9 protein-coding genes and 1 pseudogene are annotated in these 12,741 nt (G+C 71.6%); 3 read left to right on the top strand and 7 right to left on the bottom strand.

The features are described from left to right. Nucleotides 1–268: 268 nt before the first annotated feature. Nucleotides 269–895: a TetR/AcrR family transcriptional regulator gene (locus tag ACWEQO_RS34235; protein WP_452986424.1), complete on the bottom strand. Its 627-nt coding sequence runs from the start codon at nt 893–895 to the stop codon at nt 269–271. A 153-nt stretch (nt 896–1,048) separates the two neighbouring features. On the opposite strand from ACWEQO_RS34235, the gene ACWEQO_RS34230 reads away from it, so the two are divergent. The 3 genes from ACWEQO_RS34230 to ACWEQO_RS34220 all read left to right on the top strand — a co-directional run bounded on the left by ACWEQO_RS34230 (nt 1,049) and on the right by ACWEQO_RS34220 (nt 4,970). Beyond that, on the top strand, nt 1,049–1,810 hold the full coding sequence (locus ACWEQO_RS34230; RefSeq protein ID WP_452986423.1) for an SDR family NAD(P)-dependent oxidoreductase: 762 nt from the start codon (nt 1,049–1,051) through the stop codon (nt 1,808–1,810). 920 nt (nt 1,811–2,730) lie between these two features. Further along, complete coding sequence (locus tag ACWEQO_RS34225) at nt 2,731–3,864, top strand: tetratricopeptide repeat protein (protein WP_452986422.1); 1,134 nt, start codon at nt 2,731–2,733, stop codon at nt 3,862–3,864. Next, the gene (locus ACWEQO_RS34220) at nt 3,861–4,970 is read left to right on the top strand and encodes a polyprenyl synthetase family protein (protein ID WP_452986421.1); all 1,110 of its coding nucleotides are present in this window, start codon (nt 3,861–3,863) and stop codon (nt 4,968–4,970) included. The genes ACWEQO_RS34225 and ACWEQO_RS34220 overlap by 4 nt, the downstream gene beginning before the upstream one ends. Nucleotides 4,971–5,173: 203 nt before the next feature. Here ACWEQO_RS34220 and ACWEQO_RS34215 read toward each other — a convergent pair whose 3' ends face one another. The 6 genes and pseudogenes from ACWEQO_RS34215 to ACWEQO_RS34190 all read right to left on the bottom strand — a co-directional run bounded on the left by ACWEQO_RS34215 (nt 5,174) and on the right by ACWEQO_RS34190 (nt 12,335). Continuing rightward, the gene (locus ACWEQO_RS34215) at nt 5,174–7,324 is read right to left on the bottom strand and encodes a hypothetical protein (RefSeq protein WP_452986420.1); all 2,151 of its coding nucleotides are present in this window, start codon (nt 7,322–7,324) and stop codon (nt 5,174–5,176) included. Between the two features lie 643 nt (nt 7,325–7,967). Then, nucleotides 7,968–9,044 (bottom strand): M12 family metallopeptidase, encoded by a 1,077-nt coding sequence (locus tag ACWEQO_RS34210; RefSeq protein WP_452986419.1) that lies wholly within the window; start codon nt 9,042–9,044, stop codon nt 7,968–7,970. Nucleotides 9,045–9,172: 128 nt separating this feature from the next. Beyond that, nucleotides 9,173–9,403 carry a hypothetical protein gene (locus tag ACWEQO_RS34205; protein ID WP_452986418.1) on the bottom strand — a complete coding sequence of 77 codons (231 nt, stop codon included), beginning with the start codon at nt 9,401–9,403 and terminating at the stop codon, nt 9,173–9,175. Nucleotides 9,404–9,491: 88 nt separating this feature from the next. Beyond that, nucleotides 9,492–10,427 (bottom strand): trypsin-like serine peptidase, encoded by a 936-nt coding sequence (locus tag ACWEQO_RS34200; RefSeq protein WP_452986417.1) that lies wholly within the window; start codon nt 10,425–10,427, stop codon nt 9,492–9,494. Nucleotides 10,428–11,010: 583 nt separating this feature from the next. Beyond that, nucleotides 11,011–11,843 (bottom strand): annotated as a pseudogene (locus ACWEQO_RS34195) (ISL3 family transposase); the annotation flags it as partial. 144 nt (nt 11,844–11,987) lie between these two features. Further along, nucleotides 11,988–12,335, bottom strand: a complete 348-nt coding sequence (locus ACWEQO_RS34190) for a DUF1036 domain-containing protein (RefSeq protein WP_361462386.1) — start codon at nt 12,333–12,335, stop codon at nt 11,988–11,990. Nucleotides 12,336–12,741: the final 406 nt, after the last annotated feature.

The raw sequence follows: 12,741 nt of genomic DNA, 5'->3' as shown, positions 1-12,741 counted from the left end.
GAGCCGACGTGCTCTTCGCGATGCTCCGCGACGGCACCTTCTACGAACCCCAACCCGCCCCCACGGGTTGACGAAACCCATAGGGGCACCCCCCCGCGAAATCGTGAAGTCAGAGCAGACACAGTGATGTTATGCGTCGCGCCCCGGGGTGCTCGCACCAGGGGGTGCGGGTTGCCGGCGGCCGAGCCCTTCCCCCTCGACGGCCGCTCCAGCGAGCATGGTCCGACGCCCCCGCGTGCGGACGGAACGAAGCGCGCGCCTGACGAGATCAGGCGATGCCGGCCGCCGCGACGGCCAGAGCGGTCCGCACGGTCGCCACGAGGTCGGCGCGGGCGGCCGCGGAACCGGTGTCGGGCCCTGCCGTCCGATAGGCGTGGTGTTCGACGGCCGCGCGCAGGGCGGCATTGAGCATCGCGGCCCAGACGGCCGGCCGCAGGTCATCGGCGGGCAGTCCGGCCCGCTCGGCGAGGGCGCGCGAGAAGACGGGTTCCGCCTCGTCGTGCGTCTGCAGCCAGACGGCGCGCAGCCCCGGTTCGGTCCGGGCCAGGCGCAGCAGGGCGCCGACGTCCGGTCCGGGCAGGAGCACGTCGGTGGTCCACAGGTGGTCGAAGGCGTCCTGCAGAGGCCTGCCGGGGCTCCACTGCCGCAGGGCGGTGGCGATCGTGTCGACACCGGTCGTCAGCAGCGGCCGGACGCAGCTCTCCTTGGTGGGGAAGTAGCGCCAGACGGTCCGCGCCGAGACGCCTACCGCCTGCCCGATCTGCTCACCCGTGGTCGCGGCGACGCCCTGGGCGATGAACAGGTCGACCGCGGCGCCGGCGATCTCCAGCCGGATGGCGGCCTTGCGTTCCTCGGTCAGCGGGGGGCGCCCCGTCCGTCCACGGGATGCGGTCATCCGTCCCTCCGGCTGCGATGGTCCATGGCGCGTCCATTCTCCACGCAGACTCTCCGCGCAGACTTTATGTCACTCAGAGACATAAAGAAGTAGGCTGCCGGCGCGGTGTGACACCGGTCCACCGCGTCGGCATCCCACTGAACGGAGCACTTCATGACCGGCGAGCTGAACGGACGCAGCGTGATCGTCACCGGAGCGGGATCTGGCATAGGACGTGCGGCCGCGCTCGCGTTCGCCGCTCAGGGGGACCGCGTCGTGGTGGCGGACCTCGATGCCGAGGGGGCCGCCGCGGTCGTCGGGGAGATCGAGTCGGACGGCCACACGGCGGTGGCCGTCACGGGTGATCTGAGCGAGCAGACCGTCGTCGACCGGGTGACGGCGACGGCCGCGGAGCGGTTCGGCGGCGTCGACGTCCTGGTCAACAACGCCGGGATCATGGACAGCATGTCGGCACTGGCCGACGTGAGCGACACCGAATGGGAACGGCTCATCCGGGTCAACCTCACCGCGCCCTTCATGCTGACCCGCGCCGTGCTGCCGCTCATGCTGGCCGCCGGACGCGGCGCCATCGTGAACACCGCCTCCGAGGCCTCCCTGCGCGGCAGCGCGGCGGGCGCCGCGTACACGGCCGCCAAACACGGTGTGGTGGGGCTGACGAAGTCGCTGGCGGTGATGTACCGCAAGAACGGCATCCGCGCCAACGCGATCTGCCCGGGCGGCACCGCGACCGGCATCACGGTGGGCGCCGATCGAACGGCACACGGCCTGACGGCACTGGGCCCGCACTTCGTCAACCTCGGCCGCGTCTCGCAGCCGGAGGAGCAGGCGGCGGTGATCCTGTTCCTCGCCTCGGACGCCGCGAGCAACATCAACGGCGCGATCCTGCCGGTCGACGACGGCTGGTCCGCCGTCTGAAACAGCGCGCCCGCCCGCACACCGGAATGCCCCCGGCGACCGAACGGTCATCGGCGCGGGCCCAGGAGGCGGTGGGCACCGCAACCAGCCGTGCCGGTGGGTGAATGAGCACCGCGCCCGGTGGCGCCGGGACGGGGCCCGCGCATACGGCTGTCGCCGTGGCGGCCGCCGGCCCCATGACCCTGCTGCGGCCCGAGGCGACACCCCCACCTGGACGGTCCGTGCCGACCGCGGCCACCACGCGGCTCGCCGCGCCCCAGGACACCACCGTGGTCGCCATCGCCCTCGCGGTCCTGTCCAACGACCGGGCGGCCGGGCGCGTACAGACCGGTTTCACGAACAGCGGGCGGCTGTCCGAGCCCGGTGATCTGCTGCGGCAGTGGATCCAGCTCGGCACCTGGAACTTGCCCACCGGCTCCGCTCCCGGGTGCCGGCCGCTGTACCGGCTCGGCCACGTGGCGTTGCTCGTCCTGGTCTGGCGGGGGCTGCGGCCGCTGCCTTCTGCTCGACCGCGTCACCTACCCCGCCCACTCGCTCGGCGCCGTCGCCGGCACCACCCTGGGCGTGGTGGTGAGCGGTGCCCGGCACTCGCCCCTCTCCTGTCAAGTCCCGTCAAGTTCTGTCAAGTTCTGTCAAGGCAGCACCGATGGGCCCCTGCTCCCCTACGTCTCCGCAGGCTCAGGCGTGCCGGCGGCACTCGTCCTCGGCACCCTCGCCGGCTGCGCCGGCACGCTGACCGGCCGGATCCGCGGCCGCCGGCGGCCGCAGGGCCGCCGTACATCTCACCGACGACTTTCGGGTGCTGCTCGTAGCACTTGAGGATGAGCCGGCACCCGTAAGGAGATTGATTTCGCGGCTCGTGCGGAACCTCCTCATGCCGTCGCCATCTTGATCACCAAGGCGACCGGAGGAGAGTTTTGATGACACGTCAGGTGAGTGGGACGGAGCGGGTGAAGGCTTCCGCGCCGGAGTACCAAGGGGCTCTCGGGTCGCTGTCGGTGAACGCCTCCCTGCCCGAGGTGCTCGCCCGGGGCGTCGAGGAGCTGCGGGCCGCGGAGCAGGCCGGTGACCGGCGGGAGATGGCCCGCTGCGGGCTGGCCGTGGCGGAGGCGCACCGGAGGCTGGGGCGGATCGAGGAGGCCGACCGGGCGTGGAAGGCGAGCTACCGGGCGGCGCGTTCGGCCGGCCACGAGGGTGCGATGGCGTGGGCCCTGTGGAGCGGGGGCACGCTGGCCCGGCAGCGGGGGGCGTTCGCTCTGGCGTACCGGCTGCTGCGGCTGGCGGCCGAGATGGGCGAGCGGGGCGGTGACGTCGTCGTACGGGGCTATTCGCTGGCGGGGCTCGCCGAAACGGGGCGCATCCAGGGCGACTACGCGGCTGTGGGGAGGCTGCACGAGCAGTTGCTGGCCGAGGCCCGCCGTCGCGGTGAGGCACGGCACACGGTGTGGGCGCTGGAGGGCATCGCGCAGATGCATCGCAACACCGGCTCCTATGACGAAGCGCTGGCCCTGTTCGAGGAGGCGGCCGAGACGGCGCTGCGTGCGGAGGACCGGCGCGGGTGGGCATGGGCGCTGCGGGGCATCGCGGACGTGGTGTCCGCGCGCGACGGAGAAGTGGAGCGTGCCCTGTCGCTGCTGTCCCAGGCGGAGGAGGCCTGCCGGGAGATGCAGTTGTCGAGCGCCCTCGCCTACAACCACAAGATGCGGGGCAACGTGCTGTACCGGGCTGGTCGTTACGCCGAGGCCCGGGAGCTGTATGCGCGGGCGCTGGAGGAGTTCCGCGAGATCGAGGAGCCGCGGGGGACGGCGCTGTCGCGACTGGGGCTGGTCAAGGCGCGTGCCTGGCTGGGCCGGGACGCTGCGCGGAGCGCCGCCGAGCTGGCGGAGCTGCGCTCAGCGCTCGACCGCATCGGGCTGCGGCACGCCCGGGAGATGGTGGAGAAGGCGGCGGCTGAACTGGGGCTGGGGCCGCTGCCGGACGAAGACCGGGGGCCGGTGCTGCCGGCGGGCGGGGCTGAGGCGCTGCAGACGGCCGACGTGAAGGGGCTGCGATGAGTTCCTCCTTGTCACCGGTGTACTCCCTCTCCGGCTCGGTGGACGCCGCTGCGACGGGGGTGCCGCACGGTCGCGGTGCCGCGGTGGGCGGGGTACTGAGGCGTTGTCGCGAACTGGTGCGGCCGGCGCTGGTGGAGGCGGTGGGGCGGCTGCATCCCTGGACCGGTGAGATGGCGGCGTACGCGCTGGGCTGGAGCGATGCGGCCGGGACGCCGGATCCGGGCGGCTCCGAGGGCAAGGGTGTGCGGCAGGCGCTCGCCGTGCTGGGGGCCGAGGCGGTGGGGGCGGACGGCGGCGTGGCTGTCGCGGGTGCGGTGGCTGTGGAGCTGGTGCACACGTTCTCCCTGCTGCACGACGACATCATGGACGGTGACGGCCTGCGGCGGCAGCGCCCGGCGGTGTGGAAGGCCTACGGGACGGGTCCGGCCGTCCTGGCCGGCGACGCGCTGCTGGCTCTTGCCGTTCAGTGCCTGGCCGAGGCACCGGGCCCCTGGACGGGGGACGCGGTCCGGCGGTTGGGTGAGACGCTCCACGCGCTCGTGTGCGGGCAGGCGGAGGACCTGGGATTCGAGCGGCGTCCGTGGAGCGGGGCCGGGGCGGTGGACCCTGGGCAGTACCGCTCGATGGCGGAGGGCAAGACCGGGTCCTTGCTGGGTTGTGCGCTCGCCCTCGGTGCGGTGCTGGGCGGTGCGCCTGCCGGGACCGTGGCGGTGCTGGAGCGGTCCGGGCGGCATCTGGGCGTGGCCTTCCAGGCCGTGGACGACCTGCTGGGCATCTGGGGTGAGCCGGCGGTGACGGGTAAGCCCGTCCACGGCGATCTGCGGCTGCGCAAGAAGACCTACCCGGTGCTCGCGGCGCTGGCCGGGGACGGACCGGCCGCACGGGAACTGGCGGTGCTGCTGGAGGCGCCCGGCCTGCTGGACGGCGCGGCGGCGGCGCATGCCGCCGTGCTGGTGGAGCAGGCGGGCGGGCGGGCCGCGGCCCGCGAGGAGGCGCGCCGGCACCTGGACGCCGCGCGCCGCTGTCTGCGCGGGGCGCCCCTCGCGCGGGGCCCGGCCGAGGATCTGGACGCGTTGTTCGCCTGCCTGCTCGACCGCAGTCGGTGAAGCGCGTGCCGCTCGAAAAGCCATCGCCGCGGGTCAGGCGGCTTACCCGTACCCGCTGATCAGGCCGTCGAGGGTCCGGGTGCGCGGCAGTCGGATCCTCGGCGGCGTCATCAACGCATGCCGAGGTGCGGCCTGACGTGCAGCGATGGCTTTCCGAGCCCCGCAGGGCTCGCCCGCAGGCCGTCGCCCGGGGCCGGGGCGTGTCAGTGGCGGCGCCCGGACGCTGCCCGCTGCGCCGTCCTCTTCGCGTGGGCCGCCGCGTCTGCCACCGCGCGGTCCGGGTGGTGGGCGTGCAGGGTGTCCAGGATGCGCAGCGCCGTGCCCGGGTCCGCTTCGGCCAGGGCGTCGGCGAGGGCTGCGGCGCCGCCGGGCCAGGCGGCGGCCGCCGTGTCGAAGGCGGGGAGCAGGGTCGTCGGCGGGATGTCGGCCGCGGCCGGGGTGCCCGTCTCGTCTGCGTCGTACCGGCGCTTCATATGGGCGAGCATGTCGTCGGTCCAGCGCTGGTCCAGCTCCTCGACCAGCACCGTGGCGCGGGCGGTGAGCGGGACCGTGTCCTCGGGGACGGACTCTCCCCGGGCCAGCAGCAGCCCGCGGGCGGCAGCCCCGGTCACCGGGTCGGTGAGCGCGGTGCGTAGCGCCGTGTCGGGGATCGCGGCGACGTCGAGGCGGGCGAAGTACTCGGACGTGCGGACGGCGTCGGCCTCGTCGGCCTTGGCCGCGGAGACGGCGTCGAGCAGTTCGCCCCATGCCTCGTCCGTGCCGCCGCGGTGCGCGGCCCACGCGGCGAGCGTGGCGGCGGCGAGCCGGGTGGGCCAGTGACGGGTGGCGGCCACGGTCTCGGCCGCGTTCCACTCCGCCACGGTCTCCTGGTCGGGGGCGGCCACATGGCCGACGGTGAGCACGTGGCGCATGACGGCGGCGCCGAGCGGCGTGAGCCCGTAGGCGTCGCCGGTACGGAAGACGCAACCGGTGGAGGCCAGCCGGTCCACGAGCGACGCCAGGCCGTGTGCGGGGGCGTCGAGTGCGGCGCGGTCGGCGTCCGTGACGGCGGGCACCCCGAGGAGTGGGGACAGCTCCTCGGGCGACGGGAGCTCGTAGGCGTCGGGGGCATGGCGCGACACGGGCGTCGGAGCGTCCTCCAGTTCGGGCGGCAGGCCGTCGGACGTCGCGTCGGCGATCTTGCGGGCGACCGAGTCTGGGGTGCTGCCGCGTTCGTACAGCGAGTAGAGGAGGTGCGCCGCGTCGAACGAGTACGCCTCCTGCGGGCCGGTGACCGGCGGCAGCCGTTCGGCCTGGGCGGCCAGGACGTCGGCGGCCAGCTCGAGCAGTTCCTGCGGGGTGCCGTCGGTCCACACGGCGGTGGCGGGGCCGGGCAGGCCGCAGCGTTCCGCGACGTCGCGCAGTTCGTCGTCGAAGGTCCCGGCCGCGAGCGCCGCGGGGAGCGGGGCGGCGTGCAGCAGGTCCCGGATCTCGTCGGGCGACGGGACGGCCGGCGGGGGCGGCAGCGGGACGGACGAGTCGCCGTGGTAGTCGAGGTGTTCGTCGAGCATGCGGTCGGCGAGTGAGACGTGCGGCATCGTCTCCGGGGCGGGGGCGAGTGCGGCGTGCCGGGCGGCGAACGCCTCGGCGAGCCCCGCCGCGGTCCACCGGTCGGTCAGCGCATCGGCGATGCGCTCCAGTTCACTGCTGAGCGCGTCGTCGGGGCGCCGGTCGTCCAGCGGTGGTGTGGGCAGCAGCGGGCCCGCCGGTGATGCCTCGCGGGTGTCGCGGGCGAATGCCGCGAGCAGCGCCTCGCCGAGACGGATCCGCACGGCGAACGTCCGTTCCGCGAGGTCGAAGCGGTGCAGTGGCTCGGGCGGGGTCGGCCGGTCGGCGTGCGGTGTGTTCTCGTGGGCGTCGAGCCAGGCCTCCACGGCGGCGGGGTCGTCCGGGTCGACACCGTCGGCGGTCAGCAGCGACGCGTACCAGCGGTGCCAGGTCAGATTCGCCGGGTCCGCCATGGCGCGGCGGAAGCCGGGCACGGCGTCCTCGACGGCGGCGAGCAGGCGCGCGTGACGCTTGGCGTTGAGCCGGCCCGCTGCCCGGACCCGGTCGGCGAGGGTGCCGAGGACGTCGGGCAGGGCCTCCAGCTCGTCGTCGCCGGCCCACAGCAGCTGCGGCAGGTCCTCGTGCAGCACCTGCCGCAGCAGGCCGGGGGTCGGCTCCGGCACGCCCGCCCTGCGGTCCGCTCCGCGCAGCGCGAGCATCGTCAGCACGGCGTCCGTGAGGCGCGCCGGCAGCGCGACGCCTCTCTCCCCCGTCGCCCAGCTGAGGAAGTCGTCGCGGCCGGTGTTCAGGGCGTTCGTACGAGTCACTCGTGGAGCGTATGAGTACGGGCGGCTCGGATGATCCTTCCGGGCCCGGGGTTAGCACGATCGGGCGAGTGATACGTCTGTGCGGCCCGCTCCCCGGCACACCGGGCGGAGCGACGGCAAAACCGGTCGGAGCCCGGAACCGGCCGGGGCGGGGCGGACTGCTGGTTGCAGCGACCGACGGACCACCGCTCCCACCGCCGTTCACCGGCCTCGCACTCTGCCACCCGGGCCTCCCCGTCCGCCCGACGAGGGCCGGGGCGGTCGCGGTCCCGCGGCGCCCCTCGCGCCGGGTGGCCCGGTTGATGCCCAGGTCGGCAGCGATGCCCCTCGTGAGCCGCCCCGGGCGGGGACTCGTACAGGGCCAGGGCCAGGGCCAAGGCCACGGCATCGGCCTTGAACCCGCCCGAGCAGCCCTTCAGCGCCGTCAGCGGTCTTCTCGCTTCCTCCGGATCAAGCAGATCCGATGTCAGCGTGTCCACCACTCGGAGGAAGGCCCCGGGACCGGCCCGGTCATCGGCATGCTCACCGAGATCACCGCCTCGGACGAGCAGGAGGTGTGCCCCGGCCGGGGACCGGAGCCGTTCACCGCAGAGCAGGCCCAGTGGTTCGAAGGCCGGGAACCAGAGGAAGCTCCGCTACGCGGTCACCAGAGCATGAGCGCGGCCTTCCCGGAGCCCCAGGCCGAGTAGAGCCGGGTGCGGAGCACATAGCGGCGTCCTTCGAAGAGCCTGACCTTCAGCCGGGCGTTGCTGTCCGCACCGCTGTCGTCCTCGGCGGTGAAGTAGCGCAGTTCGCCATCGACCTCCTCGAACAGCACCATGACGACGTCGCTGTCCCCGAGCGTGCCGATCTCGTACATCCGCGTCTCCGACGGGACGATGGCGAAGTCCGACTGCTCACCGGCGGCGAGCTCCAGTTCGACCGACTGGAACGGACGGATCTCGGTGAGCTTGTCTTCCAGGGGCGGATACCACCGTTTGACGTACTTCCTGTCCTGCTCGGAGATGTGCAGGGGATCCGGTATGCCGTCCCGGTGGTACTTCTCCGGTCGGAGGATCAGGCCAGGGGGGAAGGGGTACTCCATGATGGATTCTGGGTCCCAGTCGGTTCCTTCGACCTCGTTGGTGGAAAGCTTGCGCAGGATGTTGTGGAAGGTCTGCTCCCGTGGCCAGTTGTTCGGAGGACCGGCGAGTGTGGCGTAGACCTTCTCCTCGTCCCACTCGATGCCTGCGAACGGGTTCTGGTGTTCGTGGGCGAAGCCGAGCGCATGCCCGATCTCGTGCCTGGCGGTGGCCTTGCCGTGCGGGCTGGTCAGGTCCCAGCCGAAGTTCATCGTGCGCTCGCGCGTGCTGATGCCCAGCGCATCCCGGCCCACATAGGACCAGGAGCCGTCGTTCCGACGGAAGCCGATGCGGATTTCGGCTTCCGAGGGCTGGTCCACCTCTCGGAATTCCAGCCCGATGCCGATGTCCTTCCAGTCCCGGAAAGCCTGGCGGACCTCGTCGAGCTGCTCGGCAGGGGCGCCGTCGGCCTCGTTGAGGAAGCAGTAGCGCAGCACCGTGCCGTTCACCCACTTGGTCCGGCTCAGGAGTATGGCACTGAGCCGGTCGGGGCTGAGGTCCGGGCGCAGAATCGGTTCGGTCACCGGGGGTTGTGCGCAGTAGAAGGGTGCTGTCCCCTCTGCCTCACTCGCGGATACCTCGTTGTGGGTCACTGCCATGACTGTTCCCTTCTGTGGGTGCCGGGTGAGGTCACGTCGCCGTCAGCTCCTTCGGGTGTGCTGACGTCTCGGCATCGAAGCCATGGGGGGCACGCTGCTGCCGCAGCTCCCACCGGCAGTGCGCGGGCTCAGATCCGCAGGCGCACCCGCGTCGGCCGGTCGCTGCGTGCTGTGACCGGTGTCTCGGCGACCCTGCTGTCCGGTGCCGTGCACTGGAGGGTGTAGACACCCTCGTCGCGGACGGAGAGAGTGAAGCTCCCGTCGGCCGCGGACAGCGCGGCGATGTCGGGATACGGGCCCGGCCCGGCGATGAAGTACACGGTGGCGTCCGGGACGGGCCTGCCGTTCACGTCCTCCACGACTCCAATGATCAGACACTGGGAGTCACTGCGTGGCACCGGCGTCTTCACCACCTTCGGCAGCTGGGCGGCAGTGCGCGGACAAGTGTCACGCCTTCCAGGCCACCAGGTTGTCATAGACGGGCCGGGTGATCCTGGTCCCGGAGTTGACGGTTGCTCCGCCGTAGGCGTGGACCGCGATTCCATATCGGGCGCCGTCGACGACGCGGTACACGGCACTGCCGCTCTGCCCGCCGGCGGTGTCTATGTCGTAGTACACCTTCAGCGCGTTCACCGAGCTGATGCCGCGGGCGTCGTACCACTGGGTGCCGCTGGGGGTCCTGTCCCCAGGGTACCCGGAGATGTTGCCGGTGGACTTGAGCAGGTCGGCGTCCGGCCACGCCCCGAAACCGAACCACCCGGTGGTGGAACCCAGTTCGGTGGGGATGATGATGGCGCCGTAGTCGTAGTTCTCGTCGCCGGAGTCGGTCCAGCCCGTCACGGAGCGGAAGTTGGTGCTGGTGACGGAGCCGTAAGGCAGTGCCGTACCGTCGCGACCGGGCATGACCTGGATGCTCTTGACCCACCCGTCGCGTCCGGCCACACCACTGTTCTTGATGTGCACCACATGGCCGGCGGTCACCAGCGTGTGGGGCCCGACGAACCACGCGGTCCCGCTCCACCGGGAGTTGTCCGCGGCGGTGATGAGCAGCGACGCGTGGACCCGCCACGGATAAGCCGCCGTGTTCGTGATCCGGACCCGGTCGTCCACTCCGTGAACGGTCTCGGCCGCCGGTGGCAACGGGCCGAATGACGCCTCGCCGATGTCACGCAGGTCCGCGGTGGGCGCCGTCCACACTTCGGCTGCCAGCCGCTCGTATTCCGGACGCTGATAGTCGTCGACCTGCTCCAGGCCATCGGCACCCGGCTGAACCGCTTGTCCTCCCACACCCTCCGACGGGTCCATGAACGGGGCCTGCTCCGCAGCGAGAGCGGCCTGCTCCTCGGGCTGGTTCGAAACGCCCGTGTGCTGATCACGTGTCATTTCTCCGAACCTTCTCATCGACTGGCAACATCGCAGGCACAGGGCAGAGTTGGACCATGCGTCATGTGCCGACCACAGGGATGACCACATCCGAGGGTGACGGTCGACGAAACCCTGCTCGGCGCTTGCGCCTCCCGCGATCAGGGTGTGTGCCGCCGAACGGGCTGCGACCCTGCGCCCCGACTCGTGTCGTGCGGCGGGGAATGCGCACGACCGACCCCCGACAGGATCGACCGGCGACGCAACCTCTTATAGCCGCATTCATCACGATACAGCTGCTCGTTTTCTCTGGCATCAGAAGGAACGCCGCCGGTGACACCCGCGCGGAAAGCTCGGCACACGATCTTGTTGAAGTTCCGTGACCGGAGCGACCGGTGTTCGGATTCCCTGGTGTTGTGGCCTGCTCCGGCTGTTCGCCATGGCGCCCTCCACCCTGCCGACAGGGCCGGTACCGCCCCCCAGGAGTCAGCAGGGGGCTCTCAGAGAAGTACTCGGCGTGCCCGGTACCCCTTGGCCAAGCCTGTGATGTGCGGTTCTCCCGTCAGGACCGGAACGGTGAGGCGCCCTGCAGAACCCCTCAGCGGTTGAGGCAGCCCGCGAAGCCGAGGGCCTCGAGCTCTTCGAAGAGGCGCTGGACGGGGCGGGGTCCTCGGCCCGGCGTTTACGCAGATGTTCACGGCAGGGGTCGACAAGGCCGGCACGGTACTCGGGGACGCGGAGCGTGCGCTCGGGCCGATCGGCGCGGGCGTAGCGTTCGACGGTGTTCCGGGCCGATCGCAGTCGGCGGGCGCACTCGAGCAGGCCCGCGCCCTGGTCGAGGAGGTCGTGGACGTGGGGCCGGCGTTCCGGCGTCGTCTGTGCGCGGGGCCCGCCGTACAGGGCCGCGTCCAGCACGGCGGCCCAGCAGGTGCTGTGTGCCTTCACCTCGCTGAGGGCGGCTTCGCACAGGTTGTGCCACACATGCCGGCGGTCAGCGACCTGGACGGCGTGCGGCAGGGCGCCTCGGACGGCCTCGGCGTCGATCACCACGGTGGCACAGCGGTGCCGTCGGCGCAGGGCGAAGTCACCGACGCCGATCACGCGGGGTACCCGCCCGGCGGGCAACGGGATGCGCAACAGGGTGCGCAGAGCCGTGTGACGCGACAGGCCTACCGCGGGTCTCGCCGGCAGAGGCGCTCCGGCCCGGCCCGCTGACTCCTTGACCACAGCGTTGGCTTTCCTGGTCAGACGGGCCGTGCGTCGCTGGTGGCACTCCAGCACCCCAGGTGCCTGCTCGCGGAAGGTGGGGCAGCAGCCAGACGTGGGGCGCACCGGACGGACCGCAGCGTCCTGCGGAGTCCGCGCCCGCACCACGATCCGCTCGCCCTCGTCGGTCACATCCTCGATGACCAGCGGCGACAGCCCGAAAAACCACATCTACAGGCTCGTTGACATTCCGCACGCCCTGTCACCGACGAACCAATACGCTCCGTCACCACCGAATGTAAAACAGGCCGTTCGCTCCACAGACTCCCGCCCGGGGCGGGTGGCCCGGATCGGTCGGTCGTCCGGGTCTGCCGTCTACGGATTGAAGTTGAACGTGAAGTTCGGGGCGGTCACGGTGAACTCCAGCATGAGGATCGTCCGCGAACTCGAGTCCGAGACGTTCGAACACCACTCGAAGACACTGTGCGGGACCGTCTCCTGGTATTTGTCCCGCCACTCGGTGCCGTCGCCCGCGTAGGCGTAGCAGTACCAGATCGGGTTGACAGCTTTTGCGTCACCGCCGTAGACGACGGCGGTGTCCCCGGGGCCGATCCGCCACCAGCCCTCCTTCCGCCAGTTGCTGCTGGCCGAGCAGTTGGGCTGGTACCGCTCGACCATCGTCCAGATTTCGCGCTCGTAGTTGTTCTTGAACCTCAGCGCCACGGCGCGCCTCCTACTCCCCGCTCGGCTGCCTACGGGCAGCTGAGCTTCCGTCGGACCGGGTCAGAGCGTTTTGCGGGCTCGAATTGTCCGTCCCGCCGGGGCGAGCGCCGGACCGGCCCGCGGCGATGGCACGCTCCAGCGCCTCTTCGTCCGCATCGGTTTTCGGATCGACCGCCTCGTCAGCCTCCTGCGACATGGGACCTCCTGTCTCCGTCGGTCAGGTGCGGAGGAGAGGTTCCCGGGAGAAGGCGCGGTGTACCGCAGCGGGTGGGAGGTGCCCCGTACGGGGCCTCGGCACAGGGCCGATCAGACTAAGAAGTCATCTCAATTGGCGAGTCTGCGGTAGCAGATGAGGGTGCAGGCGATGCTCGTGAAGGCCAGGAAGTGCTCGGCCTTGCGCTCGTAG

The organism is Streptomyces sp. NPDC004051, from assembly GCF_053604275.1.
This window is presented reverse-complemented; position numbering and strand designations above follow the sequence as displayed.

What these genes read in the sequence shown, in the direction of transcription:
- ACWEQO_RS34235 (WP_452986424.1), bottom strand. Translation starts at nt 895, where the DNA reads ATGACCGCATCCCGTGGACGGACGGGGCGCCCCCCGCTGACCGAGGAA.
- ACWEQO_RS34230 (WP_452986423.1), top strand. Translation starts at nt 1,049, where the DNA reads ATGACCGGCGAGCTGAACGGACGCAGCGTGATCGTCACCGGAGCGGGA.
- ACWEQO_RS34225 (WP_452986422.1), top strand. Translation starts at nt 2,731, where the DNA reads ATGACACGTCAGGTGAGTGGGACGGAGCGGGTGAAGGCTTCCGCGCCG.
- ACWEQO_RS34220 (WP_452986421.1), top strand. Translation starts at nt 3,861, where the DNA reads ATGAGTTCCTCCTTGTCACCGGTGTACTCCCTCTCCGGCTCGGTGGAC.
- ACWEQO_RS34210 (WP_452986419.1), bottom strand. Translation starts at nt 9,044, where the DNA reads ATGGCAGTGACCCACAACGAGGTATCCGCGAGTGAGGCAGAGGGGACA.
- ACWEQO_RS34200 (WP_452986417.1), bottom strand. Translation starts at nt 10,427, where the DNA reads ATGACACGTGATCAGCACACGGGCGTTTCGAACCAGCCCGAGGAGCAG.